Below are 16,943 nucleotides of genomic sequence, written 5' to 3' on the forward strand. Positions count from 1 at the left end.
GATTGAGCGGTAGTAGGCCAGGATGGCATGAGGTATTTTGTATGGTAAAAGGTCTTTACACTGCTTACACAGGGATGATCAATGAGCAGCACAGGATGGATGTGCTCACCAACAATCTTGCCAATGCCAACACTAACGGTTACAAGAAGGAAGGCGCAACTGCAGAGTCTTTCAAGGATCAGCTTGCGCTCAAAATTAAAGACATTACTGATGCCCCGTTCACTGCCCGTGGACTGGGCATTATTAATCCCGGGGTTAAGATCGGTGAAGGTTATGTTGACTGGTCTGAGGGCCCGATGAAGGAAACACATAACACCTTTGATTTTGCTATCGGCGGCAGCGGATTCTTTGGAATTGAATATGCCATGAAAGAGGAAGCAACCGAAGCGGATGAGGAAGAAGACGAAGAGGGAACAACAGTCCGTAACCCCAATAACGACTGGCGGCTTCAGAGATATCAGAACGAAAGAGCTCTTGCAGCTTACAAGGCAGGCAAGCTCTCATTGGATCAGATGAGAGAAAACGGATTTGAACAGATGGTAATGTACACCAGAGATGGTAACTTTTCCCTGAACAATGAAGGTGTACTTGTGACTCAGGATGGTGACTTTGTTCTGTCGCAGGATGGCGGACATATTGAGCTGGATCCCAATCTTCCGGTACAGATTTCCACAAATGGTGAGATTGTCCAGAATGGTGCGGTTGTAGCAAGGGTTGGTGTGTTCGACTTTGAAAAGACTGTTATGAAAAACGGAATGGAGACCTACACCATTTTGGAACACTATGGTGAGAACGGTTATGTTCCTGTCGGCGATGCAGCTGCTGAGGAGGGCACAGGCCAGGTTTACGCAGGCTTCCTTGAACAGTCCAATGTTTCTGTGGTCGATGAGATGGTCAACATGATCGCGGTTCAGAGAAACTACGATACCAACCAGAGGATGATCACCACCATTGATGACACTCTGGATAAGGCTGTTAACCAGATTGGAACCATGAGTTAAAAATTTATACTTTTTTAATAATTTAAAATACGTAGTATGACGATAAATAAACAGAGAACTATATTGTAGTCACGGATGACGAATTGTTCAGAAGGAGCCACGGATGGTAAGAGCTCTGACTGAATCGGAGGTGGCATAATATGGTAAGAAGTTTATGGTCAGCAGCTACAGGAATGAACGCCCAGCAGACGAATGTGGATACTATATCCAACAATCTCGCTAACGTTAATACAACGGGCTATAAAGCTCAGGGCGCTCAGTTCAAATCTCTTTTATATCAAGAGTTACAGACTATAACTACAACAGCAAACGGCGCACCTAAGCCTACTACATCACAGGTGGGTCTTGGTGTTCGTACTTCTACAATAAATCAGTATTTTTCCCAGGGATCATTTCAGGAGAATGCCAACCCGGCAGCTATCGCCATTAGTGGTGATGGCTTCTTCAAGTACCAGGGGGCAGACGGCCAGCAGGTACTTTATACAAGAAACGGAAACTTTACATGGGCACTTTCAGGTGGTAACGGATCACCTCTTGTTCTTACTACCGCAGAAGGTAACAGGGTTCTTGGAATCAACGATCAGCCCATTCAGGTTGACGGAAACTTCGTTGCAAGCCGCATAACGATCGGTGGCGACGGCAAGATTTATTATCCCGATGCACAGGGCGTTCCTCAGGAAGTTAACGGCCAGCAGATAGGTCTTTGGCAGTTCCCCAACAGAGAGGGACTTCAGAGAGTCGGAAGCGTTGCATGGCAGGAGACAGCTGCCAGCGGTGCAGCAATAAATGAGAATCAGGCAGCCGGAAATATTAAGAAATCCGAGCTGGTTCAGGGATATCTTGAGGGATCAAATGTAAACGTTGCGACAGAGATGGTTAACCTCATTGTTGCGCAGCGTGCATACGAGATGAATTCAACTGCAATCCAGACAACAGATGAGATGATGCAGACAGCAAACTCACTTAAGAGATAAAAGCTGTAGTTAGGGGAAGTTATGGCAAGCTATAATGTCAGCGGTTTAAGCGCATCGGCTATAAGTGAATATGCTATGCAGGAGAGCAAGAACGCCAGCAGCATTGCTCTTCAGAAAAAGCTTGAGAACACCACATCCAAGACATCGGATGATGAGCTCTGGCAGGCCTGTAAGGGGTTTGAAGCTTACTTCATGGAGCAGATCTACAAGGAGATGCAGAAATCTGTAGATGCTCTTAAGAGTGAGGATCAGGATAAATCCACATCGACTCTTGTGGATTATTTCAAGAATCAGACTCTTCAGGATATATGTGCTGATTCGGTGGACACCCAGAGCAACGGATTTGCCCAAATGTTATATGAGAATCTGAAAAGAAATTACGACATTCCTACGGCTCCTGAAGCTGAAAAGACTCAGGGACCGGAGCAGATTTAAAAAAATACAAAAGTCGCCAAATCTTAAGAAAATCTTAAAGTCTTGGCGACTTTTTCTATGCTATAATTCAGACTATGGAAAAAGTAAAGGGATATATAGAACACTTTTTATACAGAAATTCCGAGAACGGATACGGGGTTCTGAATCTGGTAACAGCTGATGCGGAGGTTATCTGCACCGGCTCATTCAGAGATGTTGATGTTGGGGACACTATCGAGATTGAGGGTGAATATGTAAATCACCCTGTCTATGGCAGTCAGTTCAAAGCCGCTTCCTATGAGATTTCAATACCTGATGATGCTGTATCCATGCAAAGATACCTTGGCTCCGGCGCCATAAGAGGCGTGGGAGAAGCTCTTGCTGCCAGGATAGTCAAGATGTTTGGTGATGATACCTTCAGGATCATTGAGGATGAGCCAGAGAGATTGGCAGAAGTAAAGGGCATTAGTCTCAAGAAAGCCCAGGATATCGGAACTCAGATGGCAAGCAAGAGAGAAATGCGCGATGCCATGATCTTTCTGCAGCAGTACGGTATAGGAAATGCTTTGTCGGTAAAAATATTTAACACCTACGGAAACCGCATCTACAGCGTGATCAAAGAGAATCCGTATCAGCTCTCTGAAGATATAAGCGGAGTGGGCTTTAAGACAGCCGATGAAATAGCTGAGAAAGCCGGAATCCTGGTGGATTCGGATTACAGGATAAGGAGCGGGATTTTATACGCGCTTTCTCAGGCAGCTATGGACGGCAACACCTATCTCCCCATGGAAGATCTGGTGGCAAGGACTATACAGGTACTGCAGACAAGACCCGGCTATGAGATCTGCAGGGAGAATATTCAAACACATATATCCAATCTTGTTATGGACAGGAAACTGGTCTGCAAGAACGAAGATCAGGTATACTCCGCTAATTATTACTATGAGGAGCAGGGGTGTGCTGCAATGCTTGAGGGGCTCAATCTCTCAGAGAAGATCACACCAGCTCAGGAAGAAGAGTACAGAAAGCTTATATTAAAGCTTGAACAAGCCAAGGGAATTGAACTTGATGATCTACAGAGAAATGCCGTTTTAAAGAGCATTACCAACGGAGTTGTAATAATTACCGGAGGACCCGGAACAGGCAAGACCACTACCATCAATACCATAATCAGCTATTACGCCGACATGGGACTTGATATTATGCTGGCTGCTCCGACCGGAAGAGCTGCCAAGAGGATGACGGAAGCCACCGGATATGAAGCTAAGACTATACACAGACTTTTGGAGGTGTCGGGGCAGGTTTCCGATGATCCATCAATGAAATCCTCCGGAGTACACTTTGAGAAGAACAGGGAAAATCCGTTAGAAGCGGATGCCATCATCATTGATGAGATGTCTATGGTGGATATTCATCTCTTTTACGCATTGTTAAAAGCTCTTGTGCCGGGAGTACATCTGATACTTGTAGGTGACAGCTCGCAGCTTCCCAGTGTTGGACCCGGACAGGTTTTGAGAGACCTTATAGACAGTGGCAAGTTCCCTACCACCTACCTGAAAAAGATATTCAGGCAGGCCGAGGAGAGCGACATTGTAATGAATGCCCACAGGATACACGACGGCGAAAGGCCGGTCCTTGATAATAAGAGTAAGGATTTCTTTTTCCTTGAGAGGAGCGAAGCTGCAGTCATATACAAGCACATGGTGCAGCTCATCAGGGATAAACTCCCGTCCTACGTGGACGCGGGTCCTTACGATATCCAGGTGCTGACACCCATGAAAAAGGGCCCCCTTGGAGCAGTGCAGCTTAATCTTATACTTCAGGAACACTTAAATCCTCCTGATCCTTCCAAGAAGGAACATACAGTAGGCGACTGCATTTTCCGAGAGGGTGACAAGGTTATGCAGATCCGCAACAATTATCAGGCTGCGTGGGAGGTTATCGGAAGATATAATATTCCGATAGATTCCGGAACCGGAGTTTTTAACGGGGATATGGGCGTTATAAAGAGCATTAACGATTACTCCCAGGACGTTGTGGTTGAATTTGATGAGGGAAGGCAGGTCAGATATCCATATGCTGAATTGGATGAGATAGAGCTTGCCTATGCCATAACCATTCATAAATCCCAGGGAAGCGAGTATCCGGCTGTTGTGCTGCCGATACTCGGTGGACCGAGAGTTCTTCTTAACAGAAACCTGCTCTACACAGCGGTGACCAGGGCCAGGAGTACCGTGTGCATACTGGGCAGCAGTCAGACACTGATGAGTATGGTTGAGAATGAGGAACAGCTCAAAAGATATACAGGATTGAAAGACAGGATCATAGAAATATTTAATGCATCAGAGTTTTAGTCGGGCGCTGGATTTTCTTTACCCCAGAAGGTGCCCTGTGTGTGATGGGGTGGTGCCGGCCTTTGAGATAAGAGACGGGCACATTACAAGAGGCGGACTTATCCACAAAAGCTGCCACAGAATAATTAAATACGTAAGAGGCGCTACCTGTGTAAAGTGCGGGAAACCGCTTTCGGATCCGACAGCAGAGTACTGCGACGATTGCAGCGTCAAGGCGCACAATTTTGACAGAGGCTATTCGGTGTTTGTCTACAGGTCGGTGTCAGGATCCATCTATAAGTTCAAGTACATGGGAAGGCAGGAATACGCAGCATTCTATGGGCTCGCCACAAAAAAGCTTCTCGGAAGAAAACTAAAAGCGCTCGGAATAGAGGCTATAGTTCCGGTTCCGATGTATCATGCCAAAGAGAGAAAAAGAGGTTATAACCAGGCGGCGGTATATGCAAGAGCAGTTTCCGCAGAGCTTGGCATACCTGTCTGCGAAGAACTTGTGACGAGGGTCAGAAACACAGCTCCAATGAAGGAACTGGACGCTCGCGGACGCCGTAATAATTTGAAAAAGGCTTTTATTATAGCTAAAAATGATGTAAAATTTAAGTGCGTACTTATTATCGATGACATCTATACAACTGGAAGTACTATTGATGAGATCGCCCATGAGTTTCGGATGGCAGGAGTTGAGAAAATATATTGTCTAACCTTGGCTATCGGGCAAACTACTTAAAAATATGGAGGTCAGCTTATGAACTTACGGAATTGTGCAAGATGCGGAAAGATGTTTAATTACATCGGAGGTCAGCCTATTTGCGATCCATGTAAAAAGGCAATTGAGGAGGACTTTCAGAAGGTAAAACAGTACATAGTTGACAACCCAACTGCCAGCTTGAAACAGATAACCGAGGATAATCAGGTATCTGCCAAACAGATCCAGCAGTGGATTCGTGAAGAGAGACTTATGTTCTCTAAGGATTCTCCGATTCAGCTTCTTTGCGAGAATTGCGGAGAGCCAATAACAACAGGAAGATTCTGTGCTAAGTGTAAGACCAGTATGGCCAATAATCTTAACAATACATTTGCAAAACCCAAGCCTGCACTTCAGCAGCCGGTTAAGAAGGAGCCTAAAGCGGGGATGCGCTTCCTGGATACTTAAGGAGCAGCGATGTTAAATGAAGAAAAAGTCATTTTGATGACCAAAATGGCTGCTTTCATAGATCGTGAAGGCAAGAAGAATGACGCTATCAACACATACTTTAAGAGTGATTATATCGGATTTAACGTTATTAAATCCCTGATCAGCGCCACAATTGTCTTTGGAATTGTAATTGCGACCTATGTTTTGTGTAATTTTGAAACCGTTTTATCAAATCTATACAATACGGAAAATTTACTGGCAATCGGCAGGAGGTACCTGATATATTACCTCCTGCTTGTTGGCGTGTATTCTCTTGTATCATATGTCATTTATTCCTATCGTTACACCAAGATGCGTAAGAGTATGAAGGCATATTATGCAGATTTAAAAAAATTAGCCAGAATCTACGAAAAGGAACAATGACATGACATCACTTTTGGAATTAAAACAGTATATAAAGCGCTTTTATATCAAGTATGAGACGTACCTTACATACATTTGGAAGTTTCTTTTGGCGCTTGTATCTATAATGGTCATCAACAATAAGCTTGGTTATATGGATGCACTTACCAATGTTGCCATTGTAATGATGGCTTCACTTCTTTGTGCAATTCTCCCGGCTAACTTTATTGTGTTTATATCTGCGGCGTTTGTTATCGGACACCTGTATTCTCTTGGGGTAGAGTGTGCTCTGATTGCGCTGGTGATCTTCCTTCTGATGTTTCTTTTATACTTCAGATTTTCACCGAAAGATACTTTGGCGGTTCTTCTGACACCGATCTTTTTCTTTATGCGTATCCCATACGTAATGCCTTTGGCTATGGGACTTTTGGGAACACCTGCGTCAGTGGTATCCGTTTCATTCGGACTTGTGATCTCATATATGATCTCATACTTCTCATCAAATGCCACAAGCTTTGGAAGCGATGGCGTTGAGGAGGCAGCCAATGAGTTTTCGAATATTGTAGGCGGAATAGTCGGAAACAAGGAAATGATAGTTATGATAGCTGCATTTGCAGTAACTCTTGTATTGGTTTATATCATCAGGAGATCTTCGGTTGACAACTCCTGGAAAATTGCCATTGCAGTCGGAGCTATCGGACTTATCATCTTTACACTCATCGGTGATATCGTGACTGATTCACAGATATCAATTCCGGGAGTTATCATCGGAACCATTATCTCTGCACTGCTTATGCTGGTGCTTGAGTTCTTTGCATTTAATCTGGACTACAGCAGAACCGAGAAAGTCCAGTTCGAGGACGACGAATATTATTACTATGTTAAGGCAGTACCTAAGGTAACTGTAGCAACACCCGAGAGGAAGGTAAAAAAGATTAACCGCGCGAGGGAGCAGCGCTGATTAGTTTTTGGGGAATGTCATGGATCAGATAGATTTTCTTTTTGACTTCAACAGAACAAGCCTTCATATGCCGACTATCAGATTTTCTGATATTCTGGAAGTTTGTATTATTGCATTTTTGGTATATCACATTCTGGTATGGGCGAGGAATACAAGACTATGGTCTCTTTTAAAGGGGGTCATAGTTATTCTTGTGTTTATTTTGCTGTGCGCTCTTTTAAACATGTCAACAATCCTGTGGATTGTTGAGAGGGTATTCAGTATAGCCATCATAGCCATTGTGGTAATACTGCAGCCGGAGCTGAGGAAGGCTCTGGAAGAACTGGGAAGGAAAAATTTCTTTTCCAATGTCCTGTCCCTGGGCGATATAAAGAGCTCAGGCAGATTCTCGGATAAAACTCTCAATGAAATAACAAGAGCCTGCGTAGAAATGGCCAAGGTAAGGACAGGAGCTCTTATAGTAATTGAGCAGAATCATCCTCTTACAGAGTATGAGAGAACAGGAATTGATGTGGATGGTATAGTAACAAGCCAGCTGCTTATCAATATTTTTGAACACAACACACCGCTCCATGACGGAGCTGTCATAATAAGGGGAGACAGGATCACTTCGGCGACCTGCTATCTGCCGCTTTCCGATAACATGGGTATCGGTAAGGAACTTGGTACGAGACATCGTGCCGGTATCGGTGTGTCTGAGGCAACAGACTGTTTTGTAATCATTGTTTCTGAGGAGACAGGTAAGATAAGCGTTGCCTATGAGGGAGAGCTTGAAAGAGCTCTTGACAGCGACAGGTTAAGGGAGAGACTTAGGGTACTTCAGGACAAACACGAAGAAGAGGCGCCTATTAAGTACCTTGCCAGAAAGGCCAAGGTGAGAAAATGAAAAGACTGACGGCCAACTGGGGACTTAAGCTTGCTTCACTTATCTTCGCGATAGTAGTATGGTTCCTTGTAACAAATATAAACGATCCGGTTACTTCGGTTAGATATACCAACATACCGGTAACGCTCAAGAATACAAATCTTATTACCGATCAGGGTCAGGTGTATACGATCCTTGACGGAAGTGACACCATCAGTAGTGTGACGATCTATGCACCCAGATCAATCATAGATTCTCTCAGCCAGAACAATGTTATTGCAACGGCTGACTTGCAGGAACTCTCAAGTCTTAACACCGTAAGTGTGGATGTTAAGACCAACAAGTACTTCGACAAGATTGAGAAGATAGACACCAGTTCAGATATGGTCAAGCTCAGTGTAGAGAGAAAGGCATCCAAATCCCTTGCTCTTGGAGCTACCACATCGGGATCTCTGGCAGACGGTTATGTCATCGGAGATGTCACAACCGAGCAGAACATGGTCAGGATAAGCGGACCTGAATCTGTGGTCAATCAGGTTGCATCGGCGACAGTTGATGTAGATGTTACCGGATTTACCTCCAATATCGGAACCGATGCGGATATCATGCTTCTGGATGCAGAGGGAGAAGTGGTGGATTCATCACTTATCTCTATGAATATCAAGACAGTAAGGGTTAATGTAGTCATTTATGAAACCAAGTATGTGCCCATCACATATTCGGTGAGCGGTGAACCTGCCGGAGGCTACATATTTACCGGAGAAGTCGAGAGTACACCTGATACAGTACAGATTGCCGGAAGAAGCAATACTCTTTCTTCGGTTAATGAGATCAAGGTAGACGATCCTAACATTGATGTAGGCGGACTTACCGGAAATCTTACCTACACATACAATCTCGGACAGTACCTGCCTTCAGGAGTGACATTTGCAGATGAGGACTTCAGCGGATCTGTTTCGGTGGTTGTACATGTTTCGGCTGTTGATACCAGAACCTATGACGTGAGTGTATCAAGGATAGCAGTTAACGGAGATACTGCAGGATTTAATGTCTATGTGGATGACACCGAGTATGATACAGTGTCGCTTTCACTTTCGGGACTGCCAAGTACACTTAACAATGTTTCAGAGAATTCTCTCGAGGGCAGTGTCAACATAGACGATATTCTTGCTGCCAACGACCTTACGGAGCTTAAGGCCGGAACCTACAGTGCAGATGTGAATTGGATTCTTCCGGATGGTGTTACAGCCAAAGGAACAGTCAGTGTCTACGTTACTGTAGAGGAGAATTAAGAGGAGGTTTAGCTTAATGGTAACGAAAAAAGTTGTCATTACCAATCCTACAGGATTACATCTTCGTCCTGCCGGCAATCTTTGCAAAGTGGCGATGAACTATAAATCACATATTACTTTCAACTATGGCGATAATGTAGCCAATGCCAAGAGTGTACTCAGCGTACTCGGCGCATGCATCAAATGCGGTGATGAGCTTGAGTTTAAGTGCGAGGGACCGGATGAGGAAGAAGCCATGAATGCACTGATTGAGGCTATAGAAACGGGACTTGGCGAGTAATCTATCTTGTGTTAAAATCAATTGGTTAAAAAATTAGAGAGGAAATTTGGGAAATGAAAAAGTTTAAGGCTGCATTAGTTGCAGGTCTGGCTGTAACAATGCTTTTTGGCTGCGGAAAATCCAGCGACGAGGCTGTTGTGGGACTCAGTATCGAGAAACTTGAAGATATTCAGGAAGTTACTCCTGCAGCAACAGAAGCAAGTTCTGAGGAAGAGGTTATCGATGAGGATGCTCCTCCTGCAGAAGGAATGGTAAGAAGTTACTTCACTAACCAGTGGGTTGATGAAAAGATCAATACAACAAGACCTCTTGCAGTTATGTATCCTATCAATAAGGAAGCTCAGCCACAGTACGGACTCAGCAATGTAGCTGTTTTCTATGAGATCATGGAAGAGGGCAGCATGAGCCGTCAGATGGGTATCGTTGAGGATTGGGAGAATCTTGAGCGTATCGGTAATATTCGTAGTATCCGTGATTACTTTGTATATGCAGCACTCGAGTATGATCCGGTTATTGTTCACTACGGCGGACCTGAGCTCTATGTTAAGGGTGTTCTTACAGGAAAGACAAGACCGGATGGTAAGGACGATGTAGACAATCTGAATGGTGTAGGTGGAGCAATGGGTTCCGATTACGGCGCATTCTTCAGAGTACCTGAGGGAAGTACTTCAGAGCACACAGCTTTTACAGACGGATCTCACGTATCAAATGCTATCAGCAAGGCCGGTTTCTCGCTTGAGCACAGAGATTATTTTGAGGGCGAGCCACACTTTAAGTTTACAGGATATACGAATCCCAATACTCTTGAGGATTATTCTGATGCTGTAGAGGCAACAGAAATCGATATGGCAGGTTGCTTCCCTGTAACCAAGTCAGCTCTTACATATGATGAAGAGAAGGGTGTTTACCTCAAGACTCTTTACGGATCAGCACAGAAGGATGCTCTTACCAATGAGCAGCTCTCATTTGCAAATATTGTAATCCAGAGAACATATCATGAGACTCGTGATGATAACGGTTATCTTGCATATCAGATGCATGACACAACCAATGACGGATACTTCATCACAAAGGGCAAGATGATCCATGTTACCTGGGAGAAGACAGGTGACTATGCTCCTACAACATATTATGATGACAACGGTGAAGAGGTTACATTCAATACCGGTAGAACAATGATCTTTGTCATTCAGCTTAAAGGAAAGTCATTCTCTAAGTTTAAAGTTAATGGTGTAGAGTACGCAGACTGATATCTGTTAAAACGTAATGGATAATAGGCGGACGGCAGAGATGTCGTCCGCTACGTGTTTCGTTAGAAGAAATGAAAGGTGCCTGAAATGGAAAAAATTATAGTTACAGGATGCAACGGACAGCTTGGAAGAGCAATAAACAAGGAACTTCCCAGGGATAAATATGAGCTTATCAACACTGATGTGTTTCAGGGAGAAGGCATTATCCCTCTTGATATTACTAATGTAGATGCGGTTGTTGACCTTGCAAGAAAGACCAAGGCTTCAGTTATTATCAACTGTGCTGCTTATACAGCGGTTGACAAGCAGGAGAGCGATATTGATCTGTCTTATAAGATCAATGCTATCGGTCCGAGAAATCTTGCGATAGCAGCTACAGAAGTGGGAGCTAAGCTTGTCCATGTTTCAACAGACTATGTTTTTGAAGGAAACGGAACAAGACCGTATATTGAATTTGATAAGACAGGTCCTGTCAGTGTTTACGGTAAGACCAAGCTGGCCGGAGAAGAGATGGTCAAGCAGTTTGCCAGAGACTTCTTTATAATCAGAACAGCATGGCTCTATGGCGATGGCAAGAACTTTGTTAAGACAATGCTCGGTCTTTCTGAAAAGTATGATGAAGTAAGCGTTGTTAAGGATCAGCTTGGTACACCTACCAGCACAACTGAGCTTGCCAAGGCTATACATTTCCTTCTCGGAACAGAGAATTACGGAGTATTCCACGGTACCTGTGAAGGAGATACCAACTGGGCTGATTTTACTGAGGAGATATTCAGGATTGCCGGTAAATCAACCAAGGTTAATCACGTTACTACAGAGGAATATACAGCCAAGAATCCTCAGGCAGCTCCAAGACCTGCTTACAGCATTCTTGAGAACTATATGTTTAAGCTTACCTCTGACTTTATGTTCGCTGACTGGCACTATGCAATAGAAGAGTACCTTAAGGAGATCCTTTGATGAGTTTTATTAATGGAGTATTGAGCAACAAGATACTGTTGGCAGCGTTTTGTGGCTGGCTGGTTGCTCAGGTCTTGAAAACCATTATATATGTCGCTGTAAATAAGAGCTTCAACCCGGAGAGACTTTTGGGCGACGGAGGAATGCCGAGCTCGCATTCAGCAACAGTTATGGCTATGGTGACGTCCACTGCTTTTTACTTTGGACCAGACACCTTTGAATTTGCAGTTACAGCTATCCTTGCGCTTATTGTTATGCATGATGCAATGGGCGTTCGACGTGAGACCGGCAAGCAGGCCAAGGTCATCAATAACATGATGGATTGGTTTGTGCAGATGGACAGTGATATTTCACCTGAAGAAAAGCTCAAGGAATTCGTGGGACACTCACCAACACAGGTTTTCTTTGGTGCACTCTTGGGTATTGTAGTAGGTTTTATTGTTTGTAGTTTGTAATTATTCTTCCTATTGGGGGCATAAAAAGCTATGCTGACAGTGCTTTTCATCTGGTTATATGTCATTGCTACAACATATCTGATTGGCTACGGCTTTCTGATGTCTTTGGTCAGTCTTCCGGGTATGCGCCATAAAAAAGGCAAAAAGCATATCAAGGAAGGAAAACGGTATGATTTCAGATTCAGGGAAAGCTATATCATCACCGGAGTTGTACTTGTAACTGTTTTTGCACAGATTGTCAGCTTATTTTCTAAGGTCTCTGTTGGCGCCAATATCGTTCTGATATCCGTAAGCATGCTTGTTGCGGTTTATTACCGCCAGGAGTTATTTGAAGAACTTCTTAGCATGCAGGGGAAACTCAGAGCCGGTGCCAATTTCTATATTTATCTTGCAGTTTTTCTGATCATGGCATATGGGGCATCCCATGGCATAATGCACTATGATTCTGATCTGTACCACGCCCAGGCAATTCGCTGGATAGAAGAATACGGGATTGTAAAAGGACTGGGCAATCTCCATGTGAGACTTGCCTATAACAGTTCTGCCTTTCCGCTGACGGCTATCTACAGCTTCAGGTTTTTGGGAGGACAGTCCTATCATGTTATGTCGGGCTTTTTTGCACTTCTTCTTGCTTGGCAATGCGTTGATATCAAGAATGTCTATAGAAGAGGACATCTCGTAATTTCTGATTTTGCAAGACTTGCAGCAATTTATTATTTATTTACCATCTATGATGAGATGATGGCTCCTGCATCCGATTACTTCCTTTCCTGTCTTGTTTTCTACATAATCATTCATTGGCTTGATATGTATGTAAGACATGAGAGGTCTTATGTGCCATATATTCTTCTGGCGCTTTTGGGAGTGTATGCAATCACAATCAAGCTCTCTGCGGCACCTATGCTTCTTCTGACTATTGTTCCAATTTACAAGCTTTTCCATGACAGGACAAAAGAGAAGATGAAGGCCTTTTGGACTTCAGTGATCCTTGCGCTTGTAATAGCAGTTCCGTTTTTGATTAGGAATATTATTTTATCGGGGTGGTTGCTATATCCTGTCACAATGCTTGATTTCTTTGGGTTTTACTGGGAGGTTCCAAAGGGTGTAGCGGAATTTGATGCTATGGAGATTAGAACCTTTGGAAGGGGCTACAACGACGTTGCTGCATATGGCAATGTGCCGTTTTCACAGTGGGTACCTAACTGGTTTGCGGGAATTACCGGCCTTAATAAGATAATGCTCGTGCTGGCGTTGGCTTCAATAGTGATCTACATTGCTTATCTCGTCTATTTTCTGCTCGTCGTTGCAGGCGAGAAGTCCGATAAGTTAAAGACCCTGAACAGAGCCAAGGTCTTTGAAATAAGCCACAGAAGCATGCTGAACATTGCAGATTTCCTTACAATCGGAGGTACTCTTATCGGCTGCTTTGCCTTCTGGTTTTTCAGCGCGCCGCTTATCAGATACGGAGTTGTCTATGTATGGCTCCTGCCTGCAGTTATTCTTGGCAGAACCTTTATCATCGCATATAACAGGCTGCTTAATGATGATGTAAAAGAAATTGTGGTAAAGGTCCTTGTTGTAGTATTTATGGCATGGTTCATATATAAATGTGTGGTTGTTGCCTTGGAGGATAACAGGCACTTTAATCCTGAATATCTTTTAAAGCAACAGGACTACGGAACATATGAAGTTGATTCCTTTGAAATGGGATCAGAAACCATATATTATCCGGTTTCGGGAGATCAGGTCGGATACGATCCATTTCCATCGGCAACTCATGATATTACCGGAGAAGTTGAACTTATCGGTCGGGAAATTAAAGATGGATTTAAGACAATAGCTAAATAATTAAAAGACCATAAATTATTTGCCAATATATTAAAAAACGATAAATTTTCAGACAAAAGGCTGAAGTTCGCTGTAATTTCTGACGAAATAATGTATCATAAATAATAGAAAAAGCGTACAAGTTGCGCTTGGGGGATACATTATGAGAAGAGCGATTTTATCAGTTCTTTTGGTATTTGTGCTTGGAATTTTGTTTCAACCAATAACAGCAAAGGCAGCAAGAGAGGATGATATCCTGACTCTTATGAATGACGCCAGGGCACAGCAGGGGCTTGGCGCAGTAAGTCTGGATTCTACTCTTACCGGAGTGGCTCAGACAAGAGCGGAAGAATGTTCTTCGAGATTTTCGCATGTTCGTCCGAACGGAAAAGCCTGGTATACGGTGTCAAAATCGACTAAAGCCGAAAACCTTGCTCATGCGGTAAATGATGCTCAGCAAAAACCTGAGAATGTTGTTCTGGCATGGCTCCTCAGTCCTTCTCATAAAGCAAACGTAATGAGAAAGAATTGTACCAGCGTTGGTATTGCATATTATCAGGGCACCAACGGAGAAACATACATAGTATGCGAGTTTAATTGATTTAAAATAGAGAAATGCCCGTCACTTAAGAAAGTGGCGGGCATTTTTATGTGATCTAAGTTATTATCTCTCAGCTCTCATTGGATTGTTCAGGAAGTCTTCGTAAGCAAGTCTGATTCCGTCATCCAATTCTGTTGTATAAGTCCATCCGAGCTCTTTTGCCTTGGATACATCAAGAAGCTTTCTTGGTGTTCCGTTTGGCTTGGTGGGATCCCAACGGATTTCTCCTGTGTAGCCGACAATCTTTGCAACCTTCTCAGTAAGCTGCTTGATAGTAAGCTCTTTTCCTGTGCCGGCATTAACGGTCTCGTTACCGCTGTAGTTATTCATAAGGAATACGCAGAGGTTAGCCAGGTCATCAACGTAAAGGAATTCTCTGAGAGGGCTTCCGTCACCCCAACATGTTACGTAGGGGAGGTTCTGCTCCTTGGCCTCATGGAAACGGCGAATAAGAGCGGGAAGTACGTGAGAATGTGTCGGATGGTAATTGTCGTTTGGCCCGTAAAGGTTTGTGGGCATTACGGAAATATAGTCTGTTCCGTACTGTTTGTTGAGATACTCACAGTATTTAAGGCCTGAGATCTTGGCAAGAGCATATGCCTCGTTGGTCTTCTCGAGCTCTGAAGTAAGGAGACAGCTCTCTTTCATGGGCTGAGGTGCCATCCTTGGGTAAATGCAGGATGAACCGAGGAACTCAAGTTTCTTGCAGCCGTTTTTCCATGCAGAGTTGATAACATTCATCTCAAGGATCATGTTCTCATACATGAAATCTGCAAGTGCCTGAGAGTTGCCCATGATACCGCCAACCTTGGCTGCTGCCAGGAATACATACTCGGGTCTCTCTTCAGCGAAGAAGTTCTCAACCTGATCCTGTCTTGTGAGATCAAGTTCTTTGTGGGTTCTGGTTATGATGTTTTCATAGCCCTGTTTCTTTAATTCTCTTACGATTGCGGAACCAACCATTCCTCTGTGGCCGGCTACGTAAATTTTAGCTTTCTTTTCCATCATAGTTTTGTACCTCTGTTTACTTATCTATGCCTTTCTCAAGGAATTCAGCCAGGTTGAATTCAACGTGCTCATTGGCTCTCTCAACTGCAACCTTGGCCATATCGTGCTCTACCATTATTCTTACGAGATCTTCAAAGGATGTTGACTGTGGATTCCAGTGAAGCTTCTCTTTAGCCTTGCTGGGATCTCCCCAGAGGTTAACAACATCTGTAGGTCTGTAGAAGTCAGGTGATACTTCAACAAGAACCTTGCCTGTTGCCTTGTCGTAACCCTTCTCGTCAGCGCCCTCGCCTCTGAACTCAAGCTCGATGCCTGCATAGTGGAATGCGAGCTGGGCAAACTCACGAACTGAGTGCTGTACACCTGTAGCGATTACAAAGTCCTCAGGCTTCTCGTTCTGAAGGATAAGCCACATACACTCAACATAGTCTTTTGCATAACCCCAGTCACGAAGGCTGGAGAGATTTCCGAGGTAAAGCTTATCCTGCTTGCCCTGAGCAATTCTTGAAGCTGCAAGAGTGATCTTACGGGTAACAAAGGTCTCTCCTCTGCGCTCTGACTCATGGTTGAAAAGAATTCCTGAGCAGCAGAACATGTTGTAGGCTTCTCTGTACTCTTTTACAATCCAGAAACCATAGAGCTTGGCAACAGCGTAAGGGCTGTAAGGATGGAAAGGAGTTTTCTCGTTCTGAGGAACTTCCTCAACCTTGCCGTAGAGCTCAGATGTAGATGCCTGGTAGATTCTACATGTCTCGGTAAGTCCGCAGAGACGAACTGCCTCAAGAACACGAAGTACGCCGGTTGCGTCAACGTCTGCTGTAAACTCGGGTGAATCGAAGGATACCTGTACGTGTGACTGAGCAGCCAGGTTATATATTTCATCGGGACGAACCTTTGATACTACGCCGAGTATACTCATGGAATCGCCGAGGTCTCCGTAGTGGAGATGAAAGTTTGGCTTACCTTCAAGATGAGCAATTCTCTCTCTGTAGTCTACGGAAGATCTTCTGATGATTCCGTGAACATCATATCCCTTCTCAAGCAGGAACTCTGCAAGGTAGGATCCGTCCTGACCGGTGATACCGGTTATCAAAGCTTTCTTTGCCATAAATTGGTCCTTTCTTATTTGAAAAATAAAGTTGATTTGCACTTTTCCATATCATTATA

The 16,943-nt window shown here is 44.0% G+C and carries 18 protein-coding genes; 16 read left to right on the forward strand and 2 right to left on the reverse strand.

The annotated features are described in order from the left end of the window. Positions 1–41 precede the first annotated feature (41 nt). The 16 genes from G590_RS0111065 (at position 42) to G590_RS0111140 (ending at position 14,768) form a co-directional block, all read left to right on the forward strand. Positions 42–1,001, forward strand: a complete 960-nt coding sequence (locus tag G590_RS0111065; protein ID WP_022765731.1) for a flagellar hook-basal body protein — start codon at positions 42–44, stop codon at positions 999–1,001. Positions 1,002–1,141: 140 nt separating this feature from the next. Then, the gene (locus tag G590_RS0111070) at positions 1,142–1,975 is read left to right on the forward strand and encodes a flagellar hook-basal body protein (RefSeq protein WP_022765732.1); all 834 of its coding nucleotides are present in this window, start codon (positions 1,142–1,144) and stop codon (positions 1,973–1,975) included. 21 nt (positions 1,976–1,996) lie between these two features. After that, the gene (locus G590_RS20680; RefSeq protein ID WP_022765733.1) at positions 1,997–2,410 is read left to right on the forward strand and encodes a hypothetical protein; all 414 of its coding nucleotides are present in this window, start codon (positions 1,997–1,999) and stop codon (positions 2,408–2,410) included. 74 nt (positions 2,411–2,484) lie between these two features. Beyond that, a complete protein-coding gene (recD2, locus tag G590_RS0111080; protein ID WP_026494085.1) occupies positions 2,485–4,743 on the forward strand; it encodes an SF1B family DNA helicase RecD2 in 2,259 nt (752 codons plus the stop codon). Further along, on the forward strand, positions 4,727–5,467 hold the full coding sequence (locus G590_RS0111085; RefSeq protein ID WP_026494086.1) for a ComF family protein: 741 nt from the start codon (positions 4,727–4,729) through the stop codon (positions 5,465–5,467). Before recD2 ends, G590_RS0111085 begins: the two co-directional genes overlap by 17 nt. Positions 5,468–5,485: 18 nt before the next feature. Further along, the gene (locus G590_RS0111090) at positions 5,486–5,893 is read left to right on the forward strand and encodes a flagellar protein (protein WP_022765734.1); all 408 of its coding nucleotides are present in this window, start codon (positions 5,486–5,488) and stop codon (positions 5,891–5,893) included. Positions 5,894–5,902: 9 nt separating this feature from the next. Further along, on the forward strand, positions 5,903–6,298 hold the full coding sequence (locus G590_RS0111095; protein WP_022765735.1) for a hypothetical protein: 396 nt from the start codon (positions 5,903–5,905) through the stop codon (positions 6,296–6,298). A 1-nt stretch (position 6,299) separates the two neighbouring features. Beyond that, on the forward strand, positions 6,300–7,238 hold the full coding sequence (locus G590_RS0111100) for a hypothetical protein (protein WP_022765736.1): 939 nt from the start codon (positions 6,300–6,302) through the stop codon (positions 7,236–7,238). Positions 7,239–7,257: 19 nt separating this feature from the next. After that, a complete protein-coding gene (gene cdaA / locus G590_RS0111105) occupies positions 7,258–8,124 on the forward strand; it encodes a diadenylate cyclase CdaA (protein ID WP_022765737.1) in 867 nt (288 codons plus the stop codon). Beyond that, on the forward strand, positions 8,121–9,395 hold the full coding sequence (locus G590_RS0111110; RefSeq protein WP_022765738.1) for a CdaR family protein: 1,275 nt from the start codon (positions 8,121–8,123) through the stop codon (positions 9,393–9,395). The genes cdaA and G590_RS0111110 overlap by 4 nt, the downstream gene beginning before the upstream one ends. A gap of 16 nt (positions 9,396–9,411) precedes the next feature. Next, on the forward strand, positions 9,412–9,675 hold the full coding sequence (locus tag G590_RS0111115; RefSeq protein WP_022765739.1) for an HPr family phosphocarrier protein: 264 nt from the start codon (positions 9,412–9,414) through the stop codon (positions 9,673–9,675). A 53-nt stretch (positions 9,676–9,728) separates the two neighbouring features. Then, complete coding sequence (locus tag G590_RS19295; protein WP_022765740.1) at positions 9,729–10,925, forward strand: DUF3048 domain-containing protein; 1,197 nt, start codon at positions 9,729–9,731, stop codon at positions 10,923–10,925. A gap of 87 nt (positions 10,926–11,012) precedes the next feature. Next, positions 11,013–11,885 (forward strand): dTDP-4-dehydrorhamnose reductase, encoded by an 873-nt coding sequence (gene rfbD, locus G590_RS0111125; RefSeq protein ID WP_026494087.1) that lies wholly within the window; start codon positions 11,013–11,015, stop codon positions 11,883–11,885. Beyond that, positions 11,885–12,340 (forward strand): divergent PAP2 family protein, encoded by a 456-nt coding sequence (locus G590_RS0111130; protein ID WP_022765742.1) that lies wholly within the window; start codon positions 11,885–11,887, stop codon positions 12,338–12,340. The genes rfbD and G590_RS0111130 overlap by 1 nt, the downstream gene beginning before the upstream one ends. A 30-nt stretch (positions 12,341–12,370) precedes the next feature. Next, complete coding sequence (locus G590_RS0111135; RefSeq protein ID WP_022765743.1) at positions 12,371–14,188, forward strand: LIC_10190 family membrane protein; 1,818 nt, start codon at positions 12,371–12,373, stop codon at positions 14,186–14,188. A gap of 142 nt (positions 14,189–14,330) precedes the next feature. Continuing rightward, positions 14,331–14,768, forward strand: a complete 438-nt coding sequence (locus tag G590_RS0111140; protein WP_022765744.1) for a CAP domain-containing protein — start codon at positions 14,331–14,333, stop codon at positions 14,766–14,768. Between the two features lie 63 nt (positions 14,769–14,831). Here G590_RS0111140 and G590_RS0111145 read toward each other — a convergent pair whose 3' ends face one another. Continuing rightward, a complete protein-coding gene (locus tag G590_RS0111145) occupies positions 14,832–15,773 on the reverse strand; it encodes a GDP-L-fucose synthase family protein (RefSeq protein WP_334291215.1) in 942 nt (313 codons plus the stop codon). A 19-nt stretch (positions 15,774–15,792) separates the two neighbouring features. Then, complete coding sequence (gmd, locus tag G590_RS19300) at positions 15,793–16,884, reverse strand: GDP-mannose 4,6-dehydratase (protein WP_022765746.1); 1,092 nt, start codon at positions 16,882–16,884, stop codon at positions 15,793–15,795. Positions 16,885–16,943 lie beyond the last annotated feature (59 nt).

It is taken from the genome of Butyrivibrio sp. XPD2006 (assembly GCF_000420865.1).
In the GTDB taxonomy this organism is placed as follows: Bacteria; Bacillota; Clostridia; order Lachnospirales; family Lachnospiraceae; genus Butyrivibrio.

Bases quoted from the DNA above. Each gene is read 5' to 3' on its own strand.
- G590_RS19295 (WP_022765740.1), top strand. From the start codon at position 9,729: ATGAAAAAGTTTAAGGCTGCATTAGTTGCAGGTCTGGCTGTAACAATG.
- G590_RS0111130 (WP_022765742.1), top strand. From the start codon at position 11,885: ATGAGTTTTATTAATGGAGTATTGAGCAACAAGATACTGTTGGCAGCG.
- G590_RS0111100 (WP_022765736.1), top strand. From the start codon at position 6,300: ATGACATCACTTTTGGAATTAAAACAGTATATAAAGCGCTTTTATATC.
- G590_RS0111065 (WP_022765731.1), top strand. From the start codon at position 42: ATGGTAAAAGGTCTTTACACTGCTTACACAGGGATGATCAATGAGCAG.
- G590_RS0111110 (WP_022765738.1), top strand. From the start codon at position 8,121: ATGAAAAGACTGACGGCCAACTGGGGACTTAAGCTTGCTTCACTTATC.
- cdaA (WP_022765737.1), top strand. From the start codon at position 7,258: ATGGATCAGATAGATTTTCTTTTTGACTTCAACAGAACAAGCCTTCAT.
- G590_RS0111070 (WP_022765732.1), top strand. From the start codon at position 1,142: ATGGTAAGAAGTTTATGGTCAGCAGCTACAGGAATGAACGCCCAGCAG.
- rfbD (WP_026494087.1), top strand. From the start codon at position 11,013: ATGGAAAAAATTATAGTTACAGGATGCAACGGACAGCTTGGAAGAGCA.
- G590_RS20680 (WP_022765733.1), top strand. From the start codon at position 1,997: ATGGCAAGCTATAATGTCAGCGGTTTAAGCGCATCGGCTATAAGTGAA.
- recD2 (WP_026494085.1), top strand. From the start codon at position 2,485: ATGGAAAAAGTAAAGGGATATATAGAACACTTTTTATACAGAAATTCC.
- G590_RS0111135 (WP_022765743.1), top strand. From the start codon at position 12,371: ATGCTGACAGTGCTTTTCATCTGGTTATATGTCATTGCTACAACATAT.
- G590_RS0111095 (WP_022765735.1), top strand. From the start codon at position 5,903: ATGTTAAATGAAGAAAAAGTCATTTTGATGACCAAAATGGCTGCTTTC.
- G590_RS0111145 (WP_334291215.1), bottom strand. From the start codon at position 15,773: ATGGAAAAGAAAGCTAAAATTTACGTAGCCGGCCACAGAGGAATGGTT.
- gmd (WP_022765746.1), bottom strand. From the start codon at position 16,884: ATGGCAAAGAAAGCTTTGATAACCGGTATCACCGGTCAGGACGGATCC.
- G590_RS0111115 (WP_022765739.1), top strand. From the start codon at position 9,412: ATGGTAACGAAAAAAGTTGTCATTACCAATCCTACAGGATTACATCTT.
- G590_RS0111090 (WP_022765734.1), top strand. From the start codon at position 5,486: ATGAACTTACGGAATTGTGCAAGATGCGGAAAGATGTTTAATTACATC.
- G590_RS0111085 (WP_026494086.1), top strand. From the start codon at position 4,727: ATGCATCAGAGTTTTAGTCGGGCGCTGGATTTTCTTTACCCCAGAAGG.
- G590_RS0111140 (WP_022765744.1), top strand. From the start codon at position 14,331: ATGAGAAGAGCGATTTTATCAGTTCTTTTGGTATTTGTGCTTGGAATT.